At 62.2% G+C, this 20,148-nt stretch carries 19 protein-coding genes; 6 read left to right on the top strand and 13 right to left on the bottom strand.

The genetic code is table 11. The features are described 5' to 3' along the window. Positions 1-70 precede the first annotated feature (70 nt). From DNK06_RS10060 to DNK06_RS10050, 3 genes are read left to right on the top strand one after another with little or no spacing between them, the layout of a single operon-like run. Positions 71-1,495, top strand: a complete 1,425-nt coding sequence (locus DNK06_RS10060) for a di-heme oxidoreductase family protein (RefSeq protein ID WP_131179893.1) — start codon at positions 71-73, stop codon at positions 1,493-1,495. An 11-nt stretch (positions 1,496-1,506) separates the two neighbouring features. Continuing rightward, a complete protein-coding gene (locus DNK06_RS10055) occupies positions 1,507-2,568 on the top strand; it encodes an imelysin family protein (protein ID WP_131179892.1) in 1,062 nt (353 codons plus the stop codon). A gap of 9 nt (positions 2,569-2,577) precedes the next feature. Continuing rightward, on the top strand, positions 2,578-3,672 hold the full coding sequence (locus DNK06_RS10050; RefSeq protein ID WP_131179915.1) for a DUF1513 domain-containing protein: 1,095 nt from the start codon (positions 2,578-2,580) through the stop codon (positions 3,670-3,672). A 296-nt stretch (positions 3,673-3,968) separates the two neighbouring features. Here DNK06_RS10050 and DNK06_RS10045 read toward each other — a convergent pair whose 3' ends face one another. The 6 genes from DNK06_RS10045 to ppc form a co-directional block, all read right to left on the bottom strand. Continuing rightward, positions 3,969-4,832 (bottom strand): DUF72 domain-containing protein, encoded by an 864-nt coding sequence (locus DNK06_RS10045; RefSeq protein ID WP_131179891.1) that lies wholly within the window; start codon positions 4,830-4,832, stop codon positions 3,969-3,971. A gap of 71 nt (positions 4,833-4,903) precedes the next feature. After that, positions 4,904-5,245 carry a hypothetical protein gene (locus DNK06_RS10040; protein ID WP_131179890.1) on the bottom strand — a complete coding sequence of 114 codons (342 nt, stop codon included), beginning with the start codon at positions 5,243-5,245 and terminating at the stop codon, positions 4,904-4,906. A 127-nt stretch (positions 5,246-5,372) separates the two neighbouring features. Then, the gene (gene tsaB, locus DNK06_RS10035) at positions 5,373-6,065 is read right to left on the bottom strand and encodes a tRNA (adenosine(37)-N6)-threonylcarbamoyltransferase complex dimerization subunit type 1 TsaB (RefSeq protein ID WP_131179889.1); all 693 of its coding nucleotides are present in this window, start codon (positions 6,063-6,065) and stop codon (positions 5,373-5,375) included. A gap of 186 nt (positions 6,066-6,251) precedes the next feature. Then, positions 6,252-7,037: a 5'-nucleotidase, lipoprotein e(P4) family gene (locus DNK06_RS10030; protein ID WP_131179888.1), complete on the bottom strand. Its 786-nt coding sequence runs from the start codon at positions 7,035-7,037 to the stop codon at positions 6,252-6,254. 251 nt (positions 7,038-7,288) lie between these two features. Beyond that, the gene (adk, locus tag DNK06_RS10025; RefSeq protein ID WP_131179887.1) at positions 7,289-7,936 is read right to left on the bottom strand and encodes an adenylate kinase; all 648 of its coding nucleotides are present in this window, start codon (positions 7,934-7,936) and stop codon (positions 7,289-7,291) included. 344 nt (positions 7,937-8,280) lie between these two features. After that, positions 8,281-10,917, bottom strand: a complete 2,637-nt coding sequence (gene ppc / locus DNK06_RS10020) for a phosphoenolpyruvate carboxylase (protein ID WP_131179886.1) — start codon at positions 10,915-10,917, stop codon at positions 8,281-8,283. 166 nt (positions 10,918-11,083) lie between these two features. Between ppc and DNK06_RS10015 the strand changes: the two genes are divergently transcribed. The 3 genes from DNK06_RS10015 to lptF all read left to right on the top strand — a co-directional run bounded on the left by DNK06_RS10015 (position 11,084) and on the right by lptF (position 12,942). Beyond that, positions 11,084-11,431 carry a pilin assembly protein gene (locus tag DNK06_RS10015; RefSeq protein WP_131179885.1) on the top strand — a complete coding sequence of 116 codons (348 nt, stop codon included), beginning with the start codon at positions 11,084-11,086 and terminating at the stop codon, positions 11,429-11,431. 247 nt (positions 11,432-11,678) lie between these two features. Further along, positions 11,679-12,113: a DUF4398 domain-containing protein gene (locus DNK06_RS10010; RefSeq protein ID WP_131179884.1), complete on the top strand. Its 435-nt coding sequence runs from the start codon at positions 11,679-11,681 to the stop codon at positions 12,111-12,113. Between the two features lie 43 nt (positions 12,114-12,156). Further along, positions 12,157-12,942: a lipotoxin F family OmpA-related lipoprotein LptF gene (lptF, locus tag DNK06_RS10005; protein ID WP_131179883.1), complete on the top strand. Its 786-nt coding sequence runs from the start codon at positions 12,157-12,159 to the stop codon at positions 12,940-12,942. A gap of 99 nt (positions 12,943-13,041) precedes the next feature. Here lptF and DNK06_RS10000 read toward each other — a convergent pair whose 3' ends face one another. The 7 genes from DNK06_RS10000 to DNK06_RS09970 all read right to left on the bottom strand — a co-directional run bounded on the left by DNK06_RS10000 (position 13,042) and on the right by DNK06_RS09970 (position 19,821). After that, the gene (locus DNK06_RS10000; protein ID WP_131179882.1) at positions 13,042-13,344 is read right to left on the bottom strand and encodes a PA3694 family proteiin; all 303 of its coding nucleotides are present in this window, start codon (positions 13,342-13,344) and stop codon (positions 13,042-13,044) included. 97 nt (positions 13,345-13,441) lie between these two features. Further along, positions 13,442-13,876 carry a GNAT family N-acetyltransferase gene (locus tag DNK06_RS09995; protein WP_131179881.1) on the bottom strand — a complete coding sequence of 145 codons (435 nt, stop codon included), beginning with the start codon at positions 13,874-13,876 and terminating at the stop codon, positions 13,442-13,444. A gap of 196 nt (positions 13,877-14,072) precedes the next feature. Next, the gene (locus DNK06_RS09990) at positions 14,073-15,368 is read right to left on the bottom strand and encodes a flavohemoglobin expression-modulating QEGLA motif protein (protein ID WP_131179880.1); all 1,296 of its coding nucleotides are present in this window, start codon (positions 15,366-15,368) and stop codon (positions 14,073-14,075) included. A gap of 199 nt (positions 15,369-15,567) precedes the next feature. Further along, the gene (locus DNK06_RS09985) at positions 15,568-16,119 is read right to left on the bottom strand and encodes a hypothetical protein (RefSeq protein ID WP_131179879.1); all 552 of its coding nucleotides are present in this window, start codon (positions 16,117-16,119) and stop codon (positions 15,568-15,570) included. Positions 16,120-16,270: 151 nt separating this feature from the next. Beyond that, the gene (gene lysS / locus DNK06_RS09980) at positions 16,271-17,773 is read right to left on the bottom strand and encodes a lysine--tRNA ligase (protein WP_131179878.1); all 1,503 of its coding nucleotides are present in this window, start codon (positions 17,771-17,773) and stop codon (positions 16,271-16,273) included. A gap of 59 nt (positions 17,774-17,832) precedes the next feature. Next, positions 17,833-18,928 (bottom strand): peptide chain release factor 2 gene (gene prfB / locus DNK06_RS09975; protein ID WP_131179877.1). Its coding sequence is split into 2 segments (ribosomal slippage): positions 17,833-18,855 and positions 18,857-18,928, totalling 1,095 coding nucleotides; the frame shifts between segments, so codons are not numbered across the junction. A gap of 164 nt (positions 18,929-19,092) precedes the next feature. Further along, entirely contained in the window at positions 19,093-19,821 is a 729-nt protein-coding gene (locus tag DNK06_RS09970; protein ID WP_131179876.1) for a tellurite resistance TerB family protein, read from the bottom strand. Positions 19,822-20,148 lie beyond the last annotated feature (327 nt).

Raw genomic sequence — 20,148 nt, 5'->3', positions numbered from 1 at the left:
ATCTGTCTTATTTAAAGCTAGTTAGCCTGCTAATATTGCCGCCCTGATTTTTCTGTCGCGAACCCCTGTGATGCTTGCGCCGCTCCGTCGCCCGCTGCCGCTGTTGCTCCTGATCCTGGCAGGCGCCCAGGTGGCTTGCGACCAGTCGCCACGCTTCACCCAGGCCGAGCCCGGCGAAGCCCTCTCCGGCGGTACGGCCACGGTATCGCGCAGCGACCACAACGCCTTCTCCCTGCCCTCCGCCAACCTGAAGGCCGAACGTCGCCTGGACTTCAGCGTGGGCAACAGTTTCTTCCGCAACCCCTGGGTGATCGCACCTTCCACCACCACCGCACGGGATGGCCTCGGCCCGCTGCTCAATACCAACGCCTGCCAGAACTGCCATATCCGCGATGGCCGTGGCCATCCGCCCGAACCCGGCAGCGTGAATGCCGTGTCGATGCTGGTGCGCCTGTCGATTCCCGCCGGCAGCGCGGACGAGTGGATCATCGAGCGCCAGGGCGTGCTACCCGAGCCGAAGTACGGTGCCCAGTTGCAGGACATGGCCAACCCGGGCGTGCCCCCCGAGGGCAAGGTGCGCGTCGAGTACAGCACCCATAGCGTGCAGTTCGATGACGGCTACACCCTCGAGTTGCGCAAACCGCAGTTGAACATCAGCCAGCTCGGCTACGGGCCGATGCACCCCGATACGCTGTTCTCCGCGCGAGTCGCGCCGCCGATGATCGGCCTCGGCCTGCTCGAGGCGATCCCGGAATCGGCCATTCTGGCCAACGCCGATCCCGAGGATCGTGATGGCGATGGCATCGCCGGGCAGCCCAACTGGGTATGGGACGACGCTCAGCAGAAGACCGTGCTTGGCCGTTTCGGCTGGAAAGCCGGGCAGCCAACCCTGAATCAGCAGAATGCTCACGCCTTCGCCCATGACATGGGCCTGACCAGCAGCCTGCTGCCACACGACCAGTGTACCGATGCGCAGACAGCCTGCCGCCAGGCGCCCCACGGCGGCGAGCCGGAAGTCAGCGATAACATCATGAGCATGGTGTTGTTCTACACCCGTAACCTCGCTGTGCCGGCCCGCCGCAAGGCCGACGACGCCCAGGTGCTGGCGGGCAAGACCCTGTTCCATCGCGCCGGCTGCCAGGGCTGCCACACACCGCAGTTCGTCACCGCCGCCGATGCCGCCGAGCCGGAACTGGCCAACCAGACCATTCGTCCCTATACCGATCTGTTGCTGCACGACATGGGCGACGGCCTGGCCGATGGCCGCAGCGAATTCCGCGCCAGCGGCAGACAATGGCGCACCGCGCCGCTGTGGGGCATTGGCCTGACCGAAAACGTCAGCGGCCATACCCAGTTCCTGCATGACGGCCGCGCACGCAACCTGCTCGAAGCCATTGCCTGGCACGGCGGCGAAGGCGAAGCGGCCAAGCGCCACGTACTGACATTTTCCAGCGAGGAGCGCGCCGCGCTTCTGGCCTTTCTGAACTCACTGTAAAGGAGCTGCGCATGATCCGTTCTCCGCTGACCATCGCCCTGCTGGGCATGACCCTGGCCGCCTGCTCACCCGCCGATCCTCAGGCCACGGTCAGCGCTGCGCTGGCCGAAGGTGTGCTGCTGCCGGCCCACAGCACCTGGAGGGAGGCCAATGCAGGCCTGGCCACCAGTTCCAAGGCGTTCTGCGCCGGCGACCAGGATCTATCGGCGGCGCGCCAGGCCTTTCTCACCACCCAGAGCGCCTGGGCAGGTCTGCAACCCCTGGTGGTCGGGCCACTGGCCGAGGGCAATCGCACCTGGCAGGTGCAGTTCTGGCCGGACAAGAAAAACCTGGTGGCGCGTCAGGTGCAGGCACTGGTCAAAAGCAAGCCACAGCTCAGCCCTGCCGACCTGGAGAAATCCAGCGTCGTCGTCCAGGGGCTCACCGCTTACGAATACCTGATCTACGACCCGGAGATCGACCTGCAGGATAGTGAGCAGAAAGCTCGCTACTGCCCACTGCTGGTCGCCATCGGCGAACATCAGCAGGCTCTGGCCAATACGGTACTGGAGCAGTGGCAGGCCAAGGATGGCGCGCTCAGCCAGTTCAAGACCTTCCCCAACGAGCGCTATGCCGAGGCCGGAGAGGCGATCTCCGACATCCTGCGTACCCAGATCACCGCCATCGACAGCCTGAAGAAGAAGCTCGGCGCACCGATGGGCCGACAGAGCAAGGGGCTACCGCAGCCCTATCAGGCCGAAGCCTGGCGCAGCCAGGCCAGTCTGGCCAACATCGGTGCCAGCCTGGCCGGAGCCGAGCGAATCTGGCGGGGCGCGAACAAGGACGGCATCCAGGCCCTGCTCGGCAGCGACCAGGACACCCTCAAGCAACGTATCGATGCAGCCTATGCCGATACCCGGCAGAAGCTCACCGGCCTGCAGCGCCCGTTGGGCGAACTGCTCGGCGATGAAGCCGGGAGCAAGGCCCTCAACGAATTCTACGACAGCCTCAACGTATTGCACCGCCTGCATGATGGCGAACTGGCCCGTGCACTGGGCATCCAGCTGGGCTTCAATGCCAACGACGGGGACTGACCGATGAGCATCAAACGCAGAGCCTTTCTCGGCCTGAGTGCAGCGGTTCTGGCGGCCGGCGCGCTGGGCAGCTGGAAGTTGAGCCACACCGGCGGCCAGCCGCTGTTGCTGTCGGCTCGTAACGACCAGGGCGGCAAACACTACGCCGTCGGTTACCGACTGGATGGCGAGCGCGCCTTCGCCACTCAAGTCACGGAGCGCTGCCATGATGTGGTGCCCCATCCCAGCTTGCCCATGGCGCTGTTCGTCGGTCGCCGGCCGAGCACCGAGAGCTACCTGATCGACACCCGTGACGGCCGCCTGCTGCAGACGCTGCGCAGCGAAAAAGATCGGCATTTCTACGGCCACGCGGTGTTCCACAAGGATGGCGAGTGGCTGTACGCCACCGAGAACGACACCCGTGATCCAGGTCGCGGTGTACTCGGCGCCTATCGATTGGAAGGCGAGCGCCTGCTGCGTCGCGACGAGCTGTCCACCCATGGCCTCGGCCCCCATCAGGTGCTGTGGATGCCCGATGGCGAGACCCTGGTGGTCGCCAACGGCGGCATCCGCACCGAGGCGGAAAGCCGGGTGGAGATGAACCTGAATGCCATGCAAGCCAGCCTGGTACTGATGGCCCGCGACGGCACCCTGCACAGCAAGGAGCAGTTGCCCGAACAGATGAATAGCGTGCGCCACCTGGCCGTGGCCAGTGACGGCACCATCGTCAGCGGCCAGCAGTACATGGGCGACGCCATGGATGCGGTGCCACTGGTGGCGATCAAGCGCCCCGGTCAGCCATTCCAGCACTTCCCGATGGCCGATGCGCAACGCCAGATGATGAACCAGTACACCGCCAGCGTGGCGGTGCACAGCGACCTGCGCCTGCTGGCGATGACCGCACCTCGAGGCAATCGCCTGTTCATCTGGGATCTGGACAGTGGCGCCGTACGCCTGGACGCCGCCCTACCCGACTGTGCCGGCGTCGGCGCCGTGGAAAACGGCTTCGTGGTCAGCGCCGGCATTGGCCGCTGCCGCCTGTATGACTGCCGCAGCGAGCGCATCGCCATGCAGCCGCTGGAACTCCCGGCAGGGCTATGGGACAACCACCTGCGCTTGGCCTGACCGGCAACAAAGTGGCGTTGGCGGACGTTCGAAATTTGTATCGGATGTGCCGGCCAAATGTCGGATTACGCTTCGCTAATCCAACCTACGAGGCTATGGGACAACCACCTGCGCCTGGCCTGACAGGCAATAAAGTGGCGATAGCCGCCGTAGGGTGGATCGGGGCGCGTAGCTGACGCTCTTTTCATCCACCATTGCGATCGCCAGGTTGGTGGAAGGATCGGGCCGCGTAGGCAAGCGTCGTCCACCCTACGACAGGCTGCTTGCGCCTTGTCGCTGCCTGATTGCCTAGCCGTTTAGAGCAAGCCGAGCTGCTCGGCCCTGGGCTCGCTGTCGGTGTACTCAGGCAGCGGCGGCAAGCCCGGCAACCTCTCGCTCAGCAATTGATGGAAGCGCAGCGCCTGGGCGGCGGCAAGGTGGTTGTCCGGCGTGTGCAGGAATACGTAGGCCGTCAGACCCTGCTCGATCCAGGCGGCGACCTTGTCCAGCCAGGGCTCGAGAAATGGCTGATTGGCGTCGAGATCCGGCCCGCCGATAAAGCGTACCTGGGGGCTATCGCTGAATGCTGCCGGACGAATCGGCAAGCGTGGTTTCTTCGATTGCGCATGCAACACCGCCGGATCGCTGGAGCGGCAACTGAACAGCGCACGGGAGTCGAGGCAGATACGCTCCACACCGCGCTCGTGCAGCAGCCGGTTGAGCGCGCGCTCCTCGTCTCCCTTGTCGAAGAACGCCGGATGACGCACCTCCACGGCCAGTCGGCGATGTACGAACTCATCCAGCCATACCGCCAGCTCACTCAAACGCGACGGCCCGAACATCGCCGGAAGCTGCAACCACAAGGGTGCCACCCGCTCACCCAGCGGCGCCAGCAGATCGAGAAACGCCTGGGTGTTATCGAGCTGATCCCGTAGATCACCTTCGTGGCTGATATCCCTGGGCACCTTGGCGCAAAACCGAAAATGCGCGGGCATGCGCTGCGCCCAGCGCGCAACAGTGTCTTGCGAAGGCCTGGCATAAAAGGTGGTGTTGCCTTCCACCGCGCTGAACACACGGCTGTAGTGCTCCAGGCTGTCAGCCAGATTGAGATCCGCAGGGTAGAAACTGCCGCGCCAGGCGGTTTCGCTCCAGGAAGGACAACCGAGGAAATAGGGAAGCATCAGAGGCCGTTGATCAGTCAAAGACCGCTATTGTGCCCTGTGTGGCGCGAGAGGTGCAGACCGGAAGTCGATCAGGCGTACAGGTCGAGTCCCAGCACCTGCTGGGCGTCCACGTCACGAGCATAGGCCTCGGTACTGCTGTAACTGGCAATGGCCTGGGCAGCACGGTTGCTCATGGCTGGCTGGTAAGTGCTATCCAGCGAGCGCACGGGGAAGTTGTCGGTGCTGGCATTGGTCTGCTGCACGCGACGAATCTGCGGGGTCTGCTCGAAGCCTTGAGTAGCGGCCGTAGATGCCGGTTGCTCGCGCTTTACTTCCTCTTCCCGGTTCGCCTCACGATAGGGCGTGACCGCAGTCCCCGAGCGGGGGCCACGATCCGGTGAGTAAGGCGCGATGTTACCGTCGATACGCATCAAGAGAGGCTCGGCAGAAAGGCGTGCGGAAATGCTGGCAATTTAGCTGCACCACACGCCCTTGGCAATGCATGTCGAGAAGTTGACGACAAAAGGACGGCTCGAAATACTGCCGCCTGTCGGCGTCTCAAAATCCGGCCGGCGGCGGCATCTTTGGCGTAGCGACCTGATCGCGCAAGTAGATCGGCTGCGCCTGATCGGCAACCACCGCCTCACCACGCGCCCAGGCGAAACGAGCGAGGCTGAGCAGGTCTTCGGCGTGGGGCAGCAGGCCGTCATCCCGAGCAGAAACCTGCGCGGCGATACGCGGCGCGAAGGTTCCCCAGCCGGTGCCGGCACCGAACCACTCGCCTGCGGCATCGGTCGGCAGTTGCGCTTGCTCGGGTGCCAGCACGGCCTCACGACCAACAAGACGCATCTCGCCCTGCTCGGCGCGGTAACAACCCCAGTAAACCTCGTCCATTCGCGCGTCGATCGCCGCAGCGACCTGACTGGCGCCATGCTCACGCAGGGAGCGTTGCGCCAGCACCGCCAGGTTGGATACCGGCAGCACCGGGCGATCCAGGGCGAACGCCAGGCCCTGCACCACGCCAATGGCGATGCGCACGCCGGTGAAGGCGCCGGGACCACGACCGAAGGCGATGGCGTCCAGCGCCGATAACGCGACGCCCTGCCCGTCGAGCAGCGCCTTGATCATGGGTAACAGCCGCTGCGCGTGCAGGCGCGGGATCACCTCGTAGTGACTCGTCACCCGGCCGTCGTGCAACAGGGCGACGGAACAGGCTTCGGTGGCGGTATCGAGGGCCAGCAGAGTGGTCATGGCGATCTGTAGAGGTGGCTGAGCGGGCGGGCATTAAAACGGTTTGAGGCGCTTTTTTCCAGCACGGCGGCAACCTGGTTCAGCATTACCCCCGTGTGGGCTCCGTAGCCTGAGCCAGCCGCAGGCGTAATCCGCGTTTCGCGATACGCCTGCCGCTTGAAGCTGAAGCTTGTCGCTACTTCTAACTCACCATTTCTCGATCACGGGCTTTGCGCCCCAGGCTTGCAGGGATTCTTCCGACCAGGAGCCATAACCGGCGTTCGGGAACACGATCCACTCGGTGCCCCACTTCTCGGCCTCTGCCTCGACACCCGCACGCTGCTGCGCCACCGGTGTCTTGCGGAAACGCCCATCGAAATCGTGCAGGGTATCGCCCAGCAGCATCACGATCCGGTAATCCTTGGCGACGATTGCCCGGCGCTCGACCTTGGGTGGCCCGAGCAGCAGTACGCTTTCTGCGCTGACCTGAGGCAGCTCGAGCTTCTCCAGAGCTTTCAAAGTGTAGTCCTTCTGCTCTTCCGAACGATCCGACACATAGCGGATGGTGACGCCAAGTCTGTCGGCGTGCTCGAGGAATTTCTTGGCGCCCGGAATCAGCACGGGATTGCCATCACGCTCCCAGGGTAGCCAGGTATCCCAGCCGTCGTAGGTGTGGCAATTGGCAAGGTCACGTGCCAACAGCGCGGAGTTGTCGATGACCGTTTCATCCACGTCGGTGACGATGGCCAGTTTCGAAGGATCGTCTGCCGCGGCCACAGCTGCATCCAGCTTTTCGGTGGCGATGTTGTAAGCCTGCATCTGCAAGGCCCGAACTTCCGCTGATTGCTGCTGATAACGCAGCGCCATGGTGAATTGGTCAACCGAGCACTCGCCCTTCTTTTCCGGGGCGCCGTCGGCGAATGCGACAGATGCGCTCAATGCCGAAGCCACGAAGGCGATAGGCAAGCAGGCAAATCTTCTGTTCTTGGTCATGGAGTGCACTCTGTGGGGGTGGTTGATGTAAAGCCGCCTTCCTCAACTGTAAGTGACGGTCGATGAAACCAGGAGAGCAGCTCGGATGCCCTACGCTGCTTACCCTGGAACAGTGATGCATGCCAAAGGTGGCGGCCTGATGTTCGAAAGGCTCTGGCCAGGAACGACATTGGCTTAACCCGCCAAGCCATCGACATGCCCAAAAACGACAACGGCCCGCAAGCGGGCCGTTGATGTCAGGTAAGCATGGCTCAGCTGAGCGCCGCCAGTACCTTGGAGGTGATCTGCTCGACCGAGCCAACACCAGCGACGGCGCTGTACTTCGGCGTGCCTTCGGCGGCCGAAAGCTTCTGGTAGAAATCCACCAGCGGCTTGGTCTGCGAATGGTAGACCGACAGACGATGACGCACGGTAGCTTCCTTGTCGTCGTCGCGCTGGATCAACTCTTCACCGGTTTCGTCGTCCTTGCCGGCGACCTTCGGTGGATTGTGCTCGGTGTGGTACACGCGGCCAGAGCCCGGATGCACACGGCGACCGGCGATGCGACCGACGATTTCTTCGTCATCGACGGCGATTTCGACCACGTGGTCGATTTGTACGCCGGCGTCCTTGAGAGCCTGAGCCTGAGGAATGGTGCGCGGGAAGCCGTCGAACAGAAAGCCATTGGCACAATCGGGCTGAGCGATGCGCTCTTTGACCAGATTGATGATCAGCTCATCGGAGACCAGACCGCCAGCATCCATCACGCTTTTTGCGGCCAGGCCCAGTTCGGTGCCGGCCTTGACCGCTGCACGCAGCATGTCACCCGTGGAGATCTGTGGAATCGAGAATTTCTTGGTGATGAAACCAGCCTGAGTACCTTTGCCGGCACCGGGCGCCCCCAACAGAATCACGCGCATCGATGTGCTCCTCAAGTTCTTGGTAGTGATGGTGGACTCGCCTCGTGGGGCCAATCTCGAAAAAATTCGACAGGCCAGCCAGAGGCCGAACTGCCAGAAGGTCGATCAAGATACACAGCACCCCTATGCCGCACAAGCCATCGAAAGTCGCAGACAAATGCGACCAAGGCCTCATTTCCAGGCAACGCCCCGCAGCTTGCTGCCATCGTTTCAGGGAGCCGCCAGACAGCCGATGTCAAAATCAGCAATATCCTCTCAAAACACCGCTTTTGTATGCTTTTTTGCTGCCGTTTGCGACATTTTCTGCATACTTACCCCATACATCTGAACAGCCCGCAAACACCTCAGCCCGTATTGCGCAAACCCGCCGCAATACCGGCTACGCTGACCAGCAACGCCTGTTCCAGAGCACTTCCCGCCTCCTGCTCACGCTGCCGGAAGCGGGCCAGCAGTTCGGCCTGCAGCAGATGCAACGGATCCAGGTAGGTGTTGCGCACAGTGATGAACGCCAGGGTCTCCGGGCTGTGGACAAGCAACTGCGATTGCCCGGTCAAACCCAGAACCACAGCGCCAGCCTGCGACAATAGGTCGCGCAAGTGCGCCCCCAACGGATGCAGTTCGGAGTCGACCAAGCGCTCGTCGTACAGCCTGGCGATCGACTCATCCGCCTTGGCCAGCACCATTTCCAGCATGTCGATGCGGGTGCGGAAAAACGGCCAGTGCTCGCGCATATCTCGCAACAGCTCACCTTCACCACGCTCCAGAGCGCCGCTCAAGGCGGCTTCCCAGCCCAGCCACGCCGGCAACATCAGGCGCGTCTGCGTCCAGGCGAAAATCCACGGGATCGCCCGCAGGCTTTCCACACCGCCCTCACGCCGCTTGGCCGGTCGACTGCCCAGCGGCAGACGACCAAGCTCCTGCTCCGGTGTCGCCTGGCGGAAGTACTCGACGAATTGCGGATGCTCGCGCACCACGCCCCGGTAGGCCACCACGCCATCGGCCGACAGCCGATCCATCTGCGCGCGCCAGGCCGGCTCTGGCGCGGGTGGCGGCAGCAGGGTGGCTTCCAGCACGGCGGCGAGATAGAGGTTGAGGTTCTGCTCGGCGATGTCCGGCATGCCGAATTTGAAGCGGATCATCTCGCCCTGCTCGGTGGTGCGGAAGCGCCCGTTCACCGAACCCGGCGGTTGCGACAGAATCGCCTCGTGAGCAGGGCCGCCGCCGCGCCCTACGGTGCCGCCGCGGCCATGGAACAGCAGCAGCTCGACCTGATGCTGTCGGCAGATATCCACCAGGCTTTCCTGAGCGCGGTACTGCGCCCAGGCTGCGGCCGTGGTGCCAGCGTCCTTGGCGGAATCGGAGTAGCCGATCATCACTTCCTGAGGGCCATGCAGGTTGGCACGATAACCCGGCAGCCCAAGCAGCCGTTCGATGACGATTGCCGCGTTGTCCAGATCCGCCAGGGTCTCGAACAATGGCACCACGCGCATCGGCCGGCGCAGCCCGGATTCCTTGAGCAGCAGTTGCACCGCGAGCACATCGGAGGCGGCACCGGCCATGGAAATGACGTAGGAGCCGAGGGACGCCGCTGGTGCAGCCGCCACTTCACGGCAGGTCGCCAGCACCTCGGCAGTCTCGCCTGCGGGATGGAAGTCGGTAGGCAGCAGTGGCCGACGGCTGCTCAGTTCGCTCTGCAGAAAGTGCAGACGCTGCTCTTCATCCCACTCTTCGTAACGGCCAAGGCCCAGGTAATCGGTGATTTCACCGAGCGCCGCAGCGTGGCGAGCTGCATCCTGGCGCACGTCGAGACGCACCAGGAACAAGCCAAAGGTGCTGACCCGGCGCAGAAAGTCGAGCAACGGCCCGTCGGCGATAACCCCCATGCCGCATTCGTGCAGCGAGCGATAGCAAAGGTGCAGCGGCTCATAGAGTTCGGCGTTGTCCTGCAATACGGCGGCCGGCGGGCTGACCGAACCGGCGAGCGATTCATGAGCCCAGGCGCGTGTCGCCCGCAGGCGCTCGCGTACCTGCTTGAGCAGTGCGCGGTACGGCTCGGCGCTGTCGCCGGCACGCGAACGCAATTCGTCACTGGCCTGCTGCATGGACAGCTCGGCAGCCAGGCTGTCGATGTCGCGCAGATACAGATCGGCTGCCATCCAGCGCGCCAACAACAGCACTTCGCGGGTCACCTTGGCGGTCACGTTGGGGTTGCCGTCACGATCGCCGCCCATCCACGACGCAAAACGGATCGGTGCCGCTTCCAACGGCAGACGCAGTCCGGTTTCCCGCTGCAGCGCCTGGTCGGCCTTGCGTAGCACCGTCGGCAGCGCATACCACAGCGAGTTTTCAATGACCGCGAAGCCCCACTTGGCCTCGTCCACCGGGGTTGGCCGCACGCGACGGATTTCCTCGGTATGCCAAGCCTCGGCGATCAGCCGCTGCAGGCGGATAGCGATAGCTTCGCGCTCGGCGTCGGAGAGATCGCGGTGATCCTGCTCCGCCAGTTGCGCGGCAATGGCGTCGTATTTTTGAATCAGGGTGCGTCGCGCGACTTCGGTCGGGTGAGCGGTGAGTACCAGCTCGATATCCAGCCGACCAACCTGGCGTGCCAAGGCTTCGCGGTCATGGCCACCAGCGCGCAGACGCTGCAGCAACTCATCCAGTATGCGGTTCTCGAAGGGCTGCTCCTCGCCCACCTCTCGCCGACGCACGCGATGGTACTGCTCGGCGATATTAGCCAGATTGAGGAATTGGTTGAACGCACGAGCCACCGGCAGCAGTTCGTCGTCGTTCAGTTGGTCAAGGGTATCGCTGAGCTGCCGGGCGCCGTCCGCCGAGCCCTGGCGCGCCGCCTTGGCGCCCTTGCGGATGCGCTCGATCTTGTCGAGGAAGGCATCGCCGTACTGCTCGCGGATAGTGGTGCCGAGTAACTCACCAAGCTGGTGAACGTCCTCGCGTAGACGTGCGTCGATTTGCGTCATACCAGTGCCCTTGCGCCGCTGCGTGAGCGTTCAGATTGCCCAGCCTGGCAGCGCCTGACAAGCAGGTCTGCGAGCAAAGCTGCAGAACGACGCCTTCGCGTACCAACTGGAACGCAGACAGAGGGCTCAGGTCTGTAACAGAGAACCGCCCCACCTCGAGGTACCTATGAAGATCCGCGAACTCGTCCAGCAATGGGAACAGAACGCTACCGGCCGCCTGGTCAGTACGCCCTATCAGGTGTACCTGGATGTGGAGTCGGCTGCGCGCCTGGCCGCGCTCAGCCACATGTACCCCAAACGGCGACCGGAAGAGTTGCTGGCCGAACTGCTGGGTGCAGCCCTGGAAGACCTCGAAGCCAGCCTGCCGTACGTGCAGGGCACACATGTGGTGGCCACCGACGAGGAAGGCAATCCGGTCTACGAGGACATCGGCCCGACCCCGCGTTTTCTGGAACTGGCACGCCATTACCTGCAGGAGACGAGCCCCGACAAGGATGAACCTGGCAATCAATAGCCTGTTCACGCTAACCACTCAGATACCGCCAAAGCACCGGACGGCGTGGCTTTCGACGTTTTTCTGGCGACGCGATCCTGGCAAGACGCATTTTTTTGCTGAACGTTTCCTGTCTCAGCCAACTCACAGGGTTATGCCGTGATGACCGCTGGTCGCCGGAGAACAACTTACTCAGCAGCTACCGCTCATGAGTATCCGGACGGCAGGTGACCATTGTGGGAACCGACTGTTTGCCAGGAATTTACCAATGGAGTTGCACACCATGTCCACTAAAACCGCTTCAAACGCTCGTACTCAACTGGCCGGCTGGAAAGTCGCGGCATTGGCCATCGGCAGCAGCTTGCTACTCGTCGGTTGCGCAGGCAACCCGCCCAGTGAGCAACTGGCTGTGACCAAGTCTGCGGTCAATGAAGCCGTGAGTTCCGGCGGTACCGAGTTCGCCGCAGTCGAAACCAAATCGGCTCAGGACAAGTTGAAGCAGGCCGAGTTGGAAGTCGTCGAGAAGAACTACGAAGAAGCCAAGCGTCTGGCCGAACAAGCCGAGTGGGACGCACGCGTTGCCGTTCGTAAAACCCAGGCGGCCAAGGCCGAGAAGGCGCTGCAGGATGCTCAACAAGGTATCGAGGAGCTGCGTCAGGAAGGTCTGCGTGGAACCCAGACGGCTCCGACCCAGGGTCAGTAACAGCCTCGACAGACTTCGCCAATTGAATAAAGGATGAACGACCATGCGTAATCAAGTGATGATTCCCGCCCTGCTGGCTCTGAGCGTTGGCCTGGCTGCCTGCTCGACCCAGCCTAACGTGAACCTGGAACAGGCACGCAGCAGCTACTCCTCTCTGCAGACCGACCCGCAATCGGTGAAAGTCGCAGCGCTGGAAACCAAGGATGCTGGTGAAGCCCTGGAGAAAGCCGAGCGCGCTTACCGCGAGAAGGAAAACGAGAAGAAAGTCGACCAACTCTCCTACCTGGCCAACCAGCGTATCGAAGTCGCACGCCAGACCATCGCTCTGCGCACTACCGAGCAGAACCTGGAAAAGACTGGCGCCCAGCGTGCCCAGGCTCGCCTGGAAGCGCGTGACGCGCAGATCAAGCAGTTGCAGGACAGCCTCAACGCCAAGCAGACCGAACGCGGCACACTGGTCACCTTCGGTGATGTGCTGTTCGATCTGAACCGCTCCGAGCTCAAGCCTGGTGGCATGCACAACATCACCAAGCTCGCCCAGTTCCTGCAGGAAAACCCGGATCGCAAGGTGATCGTCGAAGGCTATACCGACAGCACCGGTTCCGCCGAGTACAACCAGGGCCTGTCCGAGCGTCGCGCCAACTCCGTACGTGCCGCACTGGTACGTCAGGGCGTAGGCCCGGAGCGCATCGTTGCCCAGGGTTACGGCAAGGAATACCCGGTTGCCAGCAACGCCGACTCTGCCGGCCGCGCTCAGAACCGTCGTGTGGAAGTGACCATTTCCAACGACAACAAGCCGGTTGCTCCGCGTTCATCCGCTAACAACTAAAGGCCCCGGCCTGCCCAGGCGTATTTGCGTTCCTCTCGGGGAACGCAGATGCGCCACCCAACAAGCCCCGTTTTACGGGGCTTGTTGCTTCTGGGCTCGTCAATCGTTACAGCGCACTGCCCGTTTACGGTCGTCCACCAGTACACCGCTGAGCCCCTTCTGCTGAAGGTCGAACAGCACCAAGACGCCGTCGATGCATTGGGCAACCTGATCGGCCGGTTTCAGGCTCACCTTGTAGTCCTCGCCAGGAACGGTCTTGAGCATGGTGAATTCGGACAGCAGCAAGGCATCCTCCGGTTTGGCGAAATGCAGGTAGCCGTAGTAGCCGAGCACGGCCACCGTCGCACAGATGCTGCCGATAGCGGTAAGGATCAGGGGGATGGGGTTGCGAACGTCACTCATGGGGTCTCTCGATTGAGCTGCATAAAGCGTGGACTCAGGCCCGGCAGCGTGGTTTAGGCAGTGGCTCGTCGAAATGGCGTCATGACCCGCGATTGCATTACGCGTTCTCGTTGCCCGGTCGGGTGAACGAATAGCGGTCGATGTCCTGACGCAACTGCCAGCCCTGACTCTTCCAGTAACGGGCGGCGGCATCGTTGGTTTTGATCACATCGAGATGGCACTTGCCGATACCCAGCGCTGCAAGGCTGGACAGGCAGCGTTGCACCAGCATATTGGCGATGCCCTGGCGCCGGTATTCGGGCAATACCAGCAGATGCTGCAGATATCCGCGACGACCGTCGTGGCCACACATCACGCAGCCGCACAGACCCGAGTCGGTTTCTGCGACGAAGCTCATGCCCGGATTGCGCTCGAGGTATCGGGCGGTTGATTCGCGAGAGTCGGCGTCGCGCAAGGAGATGCCGGGGGTGATGCTCATCAACGCGAGAACCGCATCGTAATCGCTCATCGTCATGACCCGGATATTGATCATTGCAAAGCACCTGTAAAGATAAAACAACCGCCTTATCAGTGCTCAACGCCGCGACGCTTAGAGCCCAGGACGAAGGCGACTACCCTGAATCCGGCGCCGGCAATAGCCGGCCAGTTCGAACCTGATAAGGCAATAGGAATAAACATCCCGGTACGTCACCCTTCGCTTCCCGCTTATCGCTTGCAGCTCGTGGCTGCTACAGGATATTGGCGTAATCGGCTTCGATCCGATCCAGGCTCAGGTGGTTGAGGAAGTTGGAGAAGCACATCCAGGCCGACAGCGAGTTGAGATCACGGAACTGCTGCGGCAGGTATTTGGGCGGACTCACCAGCCCCTCATCGACCAGTTGACGTAGCGTACGCATATCTTCGAGCGTGGTCTTGCCGCAGAACAATAAAGGGATCTGTTCCAGCTTGCCTTTGCGCACGGCGAGCTGGATGTAGTTGTAGATCATGATGAAACCCTTCAGGTAGGACAGATCCTTGGTGAAGGGCAGCCCGTTCGGAGCCGATCCGCGGAAGGCGCGACTGGCGTTGCTGTAGCTGTCTTCCAGGCTGAAGCCCTGCTCCCGGTAGAAATCGCAGACCTGCAGGAAATCCGCGCCCTGCTCGGCCATATGGATCGCGCGGGTGCGGTTGGTGAGTTTGCGCAGGCGGCTGGGATAGGACGCGAAGGCGATCACTTCCATCAGAATGGCCAGGCCCTCCTGGGTGACCGTCGACGAGGGCGGGCCCTTGGCCAGAAAGGTGCAGATCGGCTGGTTCTGGCCGTTGAGCGTGGTCGCCACGTGCACCAGGCCTTCGTGCACCTCAAGCGCCTTGACGTCACGCTCGTTGAACATGGCGTCAGCGCGAATTTTGATGTAATCGGCGCCCGCGGCGGCATCGGCAAGAATGCCGTCGGACTCGAACACGCGAATGGTGCTGTCACTCTCGCCGAACACCAGGTTCAGCCGGCTCTGCAGCAGCGCGACAGTGTCCTTGGCGCTGAGGGTCTTGGGCTCGTCCTTGAGATCGCCGCGGCTGTCGATGTTGTTCAGGTAACCGGAAAACATCAGCCCCAGATCCGCCAGGGTCGGGTCGCCGGCGTGGAAGGCGTCGGACGCGGCACCGTACAGTTCCTGGGAAATCAGCCCGAAATCGGAGGTACCACGGGCCTCCAGCATGCGAATGACCATTCGGTATTCGCGGCACATGCGCCGCATGATCTGCCCTACCGGGTTGAACTGGCCGAGTTGGCGGGTGACGTCGCGCTCGATGTTCTGGAACTCCAGCTTCTTCGCCGCCGGGTCGAATGCCAGCGGGCGGCTATCGTAGTAGGCGCGGTCGATGGCGGGCAGTTCCCTGCCCTTGTGCTTGAGAAAGGTCTGGCGAATGGAGTCGTCCCACTTCACCGCGTCGAGCACGCGGATCGGCGTCTGCGCCTCGACGATACGATCGGACAGCGCGCGCACGACCAGTTGGTAACCGTCGAGTCCTGTGTGGCTGTTCATGGAAATCTCCGCTGGATTACTGAAGTTGCCGAACCGGCGCTCAGAGCCTGTTTCCGAACTCGCGAGCTAGAGCCATGCAAGGCAAAAACAAGCAAGGAAGCGGACTGGGCTCGCATTCGAGTTTACTAGCTGTAAATGAGCATTCCGACCTTGTTTTTAACGCCGCAGGGCCGACGCGCAGCAGATCGTAAAAAGGCTCTTACGGGCCGGTTCGCTGATAGCGCGCCACCTCGACAAACACATCGGAGTTGGCCGGGTCATTGAGGTAGGCGAACACCTGCTCCAGCCCGCTGGTGACCAATACGCCGTCGCCCTGCGGCATCTCCACGCTGCTGCCTTTCAGCTCACCGTTATCGATGGCCTGAAGAATGCGTTCGACATCGAGGTTGAACAGTACCAGCTCATTGTCGTGGGTCAGTTCGAAACCGCCGATGGCGAAATTCGCGCCCATGCGCTTGGGCACCCCGGCCGACAGGTACCAGCGTCGCCCATGGTGAGCGACGGTAAAGCTGTAGCTCTGCAGGCTGGCGACATTGTCGGTGCTGTCGATATAGGTATCGGCCTTGTACAGATTGGAGCCCGAGCGGCTGATATCCAGGTAGCGCAGTTCGCCCCATTCATCGGTACGCGACCAGACGCCGAGCAGCGGGATCGGTGCCACTTCATTGGCCGGAATCGGCTCCTTGAAGGTCACCAGGCAGCCACCCAACAATAGAAACGACAGCATCACCAGTGCACGCCAGGCTTTCATCATGCTCTCCTTGAGACGATCGTGAGGCCGCCACGAGCATAGTCCGTTCCCTTGACGCAACGCGTCAAGCACACCGACCGGGCGCCCACTCACAGGATAGGCGCTGAATCACGGACAACAAAAAGCCGCCCGAGGGCGGCTTGTTTGAACTTCAGAGTTCCGGACGCATGTGCGGGAACAGAATCACGTCGCGAATCGACGGCGAATTGGTCAGCAGCATCACCAGACGATCGATGCCGATGCCCTCACCTGCGGTCGGCGGCATGCCATATTCGAGCGCACGGACGAAGTCGGCGTCGAAGTGCATGGCTTCATCGTCGCCGGCGTCCTTGTCGGCCACCTGTTGCTGGAAGCGCTCGGCCTGATCTTCCGCGTCGTTCAACTCGGAGTAGGCGTTGGCGATCTCGCGGCCACCGATGAACAGCTCGAAGCGGTCGGTGACGCTCGGATCATCGTCGCTGCGACGGGCCAGCGGCGACACTTCGAACGGATAGCGGGTGATGAAATGCGGCTGCTCCAGCTTGTGCTCGACCAGCTCTTCGAAAATCATCACCTGCAGTTTGCCCAGGCCTTCGAAGCCAAGCACCTTGGCACCGGCTTTCTTGGCGATCTCACGCGCCTTGTCTACATCCTGCAGGTCGGCGGCGGTGATTTCCGGGTTGTACTTGAGGATCGAGTCGAACACCGACAGGCGCACGAACGGCTCACCGAAGTGGAACACCTTGTCGCCGTATGGCACATCGGTGGTACCGAGCACGCTCTGGGCCAGCTCGCGGAACAGTTCCTCGGTCAGATCCATGTTGTCTTCGTAATCGGCATAGGCCTGGTAGAACTCGAGCATGGTGAACTCGGGGTTGTGCCGGGTCGAAACGCCTTCGTTACGGAAGTTGCGGTTGATCTCGAAGACCTTCTCGAAGCCACCAACCACCAGGCGCTTGAGGTACAACTCAGGCGCGATGCGCAGGAACATGGCCATGTCCAGCGCGTTGTGGTGGGTTTCGAACGGCTTGGCCGCGGCACCGCCAGGGATGGTCTGCAGCATCGGCGTTTCCACTTCGAGGAAGTTGCGCTCGGCGAGGAAACGACGGATGTGAGCGATCACCTGGGAACGTACGCGGAAGGTTTCACGAACCTCTTCGTTGACGATCAGGTCGACATAGCGCTGGCGATAGCGCTGTTCGGTGTCGGTCAGGCCGTGGTGCTTGTCCGGCAGCGGACGCAGCGACTTGGTCAGCAGGCGCACGTCGGTCATCTCGACGTACAGGTCGCCCTTGCCACTACGGGCCAGGGTGCCAACGGCGGCGATGATGTCGCCCATGTCCCAGGTCTTGACCGCTGCCAGGGTTTCCTCGGGCAGCGTCTTGCGGTTGACGTAGACCTGGATGCGCCCACTCATGTCCTGGATGACCATGAAAGAGCCACGGTTGAGCATGATGCGACCGGCAACCTTGACTGGAATGGCAGCGGCTTCGAGCTCTTCCTTGGTCTTGTCGACGTACTGTTTCTGCAGGTCGGCGCAGAGGTTGTCGCGACGGAAGTCGTTGGGGAAGGCATTGCCCTGCTCACGGATGACAGCAAGCTTGTCCTTGCGCTGGGCAATCAGCTTGTTTTCTTCCTGTTGCAGTTGCTGCTGGTCGGGTTGTTGGTCGCTCATGTTCGTCGGGATTCCATCACGGGGTAGTCGCCGCCCCACCGGGGCGGAACCAAAAGGTATTACAGGCCTTGTTTCAAGCTGGCTTCGAGGTACTGATCGAGGTCGCCATCCAGAACCTTCTGGCAGTCGCTACGCTCGATGCCGGTACGCAGATCCTTGATGCGCGAGTCATCGAGCACGTAGGAGCGGATCTGATGACCCCAGCCAATATCGGACTTGGTGTCTTCCAGCGCCTGGGAAGCAGCGTTGCGCTTCTGCATTTCCTGTTCGTACAACCGGGCCCGCAGCATTTTCATGGCGGTGTCCTTGTTGGCGTGCTGGGAACGTTCGTTCTGACACGCCACCACGGTATTGGTCGGCACGTGGGTGATACGTACCGCCGAGTCTGTGGTGTTGACGTGCTGGCCACCGGCACCGGAGGAGCGGTAGGTGTCGATGCGCAGGTCGGCCGGATTGATCTCGATCTCGACCTTGTCGTCGATCTCGGGCGACACGAACACCGCCGAGAACGAGGTGTGGCGACGGGCGCCAGAGTCGAACGGGCTCTTGCGTACCAGGCGGTGCACGCCGATCTCGGTGCGCAGCCAGCCAAAGGCGTACTCGCCCTTGATGTGCACGGTGGCGCCCTTGATACCGGCGACTTCGCCTTCGGACAGCTCGACGATCTCGGCACTGAAGCCTCGCTTGTCGGCCCAGCGCAGGTACATGCGCAGCAGGATGTTGGCCCAATCCTGCGCTTCGGTACCGCCGGAGCCGGCCTGGATGTCCAGATAAGCGTTGTTCGGGTCCATCTCACCGCTGAACATGCGGCGGAATTCCAGCTTCTCAAGGATTTCGCGCAGACGCTCGATTTCCGCGGCGACGTCGTCGACCGCGCCCTGGTCGTCTTCTTCGACGGCCATGTCGAGCAGGTCGCGCGAATCGGCCAGGCTACCCGTCAGGTCGTCGATGGTCTCGACGATCTGCGCCAGCGTGGCACGCTCACGACCCAGGTTCTGGGCGTATTCCGGTTTGTTCCAGACGTTCGGGTCTTCGAGTTCGCGGTTTACTTCGACGAGACGATCATGCTTGTGATCGTAGTCAAAGATACCCCCGAATAGTCTGGGTGCGCTCGGACAGGTCCTTGATGCTGTTAAGGATCGGGTTGATTTCCATGGCTGGAGGCACTCGCAGGTAAAACTTCGGAAAAGCCGAGGAGTATACCTGACTCAGAATTCTCTGGCAGCACGATGGAGCGCATCAATCGGGCCGCATGTCAGGGAAAAGGAAGATATGGCTGCCGAACGGCGTGGAACCGTCGGCAGCACAGTGAAGGGGGGTTATTGCAGATCCTGACGAACCTGGGCTTCCAGCTCGGCCTTGAGCGCCGGGTCGAGCTTCAGCTGGCGGGCCAGTTCTTCCAGGTAGGCGCGTTCCATGAAGTGCTCTTCATCGACCATCAGTACGCTGGCCACGTACATTTCCGCGGCCATTTCCGGCGTGCTGGCCGAGCGCGCCACATCGGCGGGATCCAAGGGCTTGTTCAGTTCGGCCTGCAGCCAGCGCTGGGTTTCGCTGTCGCTGGCCAGTTTGCTGAACTCGCCCTCGATCAACTCGCGCTCACGCTCGTCGACGTGGCCGTCGGCCTTGGCCGCGGCTACCAGCGCCTTGAGAATGCCCTGGCTGTGCAGTTCCACCTGGGGAGCCGGCAGACGGTCGAGGGTCTGTGGCTCGCCCTGTGGCGCACCGGCCTGCTTGGCCTGCCAATTGCCGTAGGCCTTGTAGGCGATCACACCGAGCGCGGCCAGGCCGCCATAGGTGATGACCTTGCCGCCGAGCTTGCGGGCGCTCTTGTTGCCCAGCAGCATGGCCAGTGCCGCGCCGCCACCAGCGCCCTTGAGCATCGAGCCGATACCACCGTTGTCACGCTTGCCGACGCCGCCACTGCTGCCGCCAAGCAATCCGCCCAGCGCGCCACCCAGCCCCGAAGAGGACTTGCCGCCGGTATTCTGTTGCAGCAACTCCTGCCCGGACTTCAGCAGTTGGTCGAGCAAGCCGCGCGTATTCATGGATATCTCCAAACGTTCAGGGTAATGGGCGAATCTACTGCGAAGCCTAAGGGTCTGTTGCCATTTCAGCGCAAGCCGCGTTGCCGCGAGAAATCACGCCAGGCCGGGCGGCGATCCGCTAGGCGGAGGACGCAGGGAATGGTTGCCCCCTTGCCAAGTCCTCCAACAACGCATGGCGAGATTTCCCGCGCAACCCACAGGGCCGGGCCCGTTTTGCCGCGATGCTGCGTTTCTCGCCGACTCATTTGGCCAGCCAAACTTCGCGGCTCGTGCCTTTCCTCGCGGCAAAACGGGCTCCGGCGCGGTCGTGCTGAAATGGCAACAGAC

Origin of the sequence: Phytopseudomonas daroniae, from assembly GCF_004327285.1 — a bacterium.
In the GTDB taxonomy this organism is placed as follows: Bacteria; Pseudomonadota; Gammaproteobacteria; order Pseudomonadales; family Pseudomonadaceae; genus Aquipseudomonas; species Aquipseudomonas daroniae.
This window is presented reverse-complemented; position numbering and strand designations above follow the sequence as displayed.

Coding starts and splice junctions, on each gene's coding strand:
- DNK06_RS10060 (WP_131179893.1), top strand. CDS start 71: ATGCTTGCGCCGCTCCGTCGCCCGCTGCCGCTGTTGCTCCTGATCCTG.
- DNK06_RS10055 (WP_131179892.1), top strand. CDS start 1,507: ATGATCCGTTCTCCGCTGACCATCGCCCTGCTGGGCATGACCCTGGCC.
- DNK06_RS10045 (WP_131179891.1), bottom strand. CDS start 4,832: ATGCTTCCCTATTTCCTCGGTTGTCCTTCCTGGAGCGAAACCGCCTGG.
- DNK06_RS10040 (WP_131179890.1), bottom strand. CDS start 5,245: ATGCGTATCGACGGTAACATCGCGCCTTACTCACCGGATCGTGGCCCC.
- tsaB (WP_131179889.1), bottom strand. CDS start 6,065: ATGACCACTCTGCTGGCCCTCGATACCGCCACCGAAGCCTGTTCCGTC.
- DNK06_RS10030 (WP_131179888.1), bottom strand. CDS start 7,037: ATGACCAAGAACAGAAGATTTGCCTGCTTGCCTATCGCCTTCGTGGCT.
- adk (WP_131179887.1), bottom strand. CDS start 7,936: ATGCGCGTGATTCTGTTGGGGGCGCCCGGTGCCGGCAAAGGTACTCAG.
- ppc (WP_131179886.1), bottom strand. CDS start 10,917: ATGACGCAAATCGACGCACGTCTACGCGAGGACGTTCACCAGCTTGGT.
- DNK06_RS10015 (WP_131179885.1), top strand. CDS start 11,084: ATGAAGATCCGCGAACTCGTCCAGCAATGGGAACAGAACGCTACCGGC.
- DNK06_RS10010 (WP_131179884.1), top strand. CDS start 11,679: ATGGAGTTGCACACCATGTCCACTAAAACCGCTTCAAACGCTCGTACT.
- lptF (WP_131179883.1), top strand. CDS start 12,157: ATGCGTAATCAAGTGATGATTCCCGCCCTGCTGGCTCTGAGCGTTGGC.
- DNK06_RS10000 (WP_131179882.1), bottom strand. CDS start 13,344: ATGAGTGACGTTCGCAACCCCATCCCCCTGATCCTTACCGCTATCGGC.
- DNK06_RS09995 (WP_131179881.1), bottom strand. CDS start 13,876: ATGATCAATATCCGGGTCATGACGATGAGCGATTACGATGCGGTTCTC.
- DNK06_RS09990 (WP_131179880.1), bottom strand. CDS start 15,368: ATGAACAGCCACACAGGACTCGACGGTTACCAACTGGTCGTGCGCGCG.
- DNK06_RS09985 (WP_131179879.1), bottom strand. CDS start 16,119: ATGAAAGCCTGGCGTGCACTGGTGATGCTGTCGTTTCTATTGTTGGGT.
- lysS (WP_131179878.1), bottom strand. CDS start 17,773: ATGAGCGACCAACAACCCGACCAGCAGCAACTGCAACAGGAAGAAAAC.
- DNK06_RS09970 (WP_131179876.1), bottom strand. CDS start 19,821: ATGAATACGCGCGGCTTGCTCGACCAACTGCTGAAGTCCGGGCAGGAG.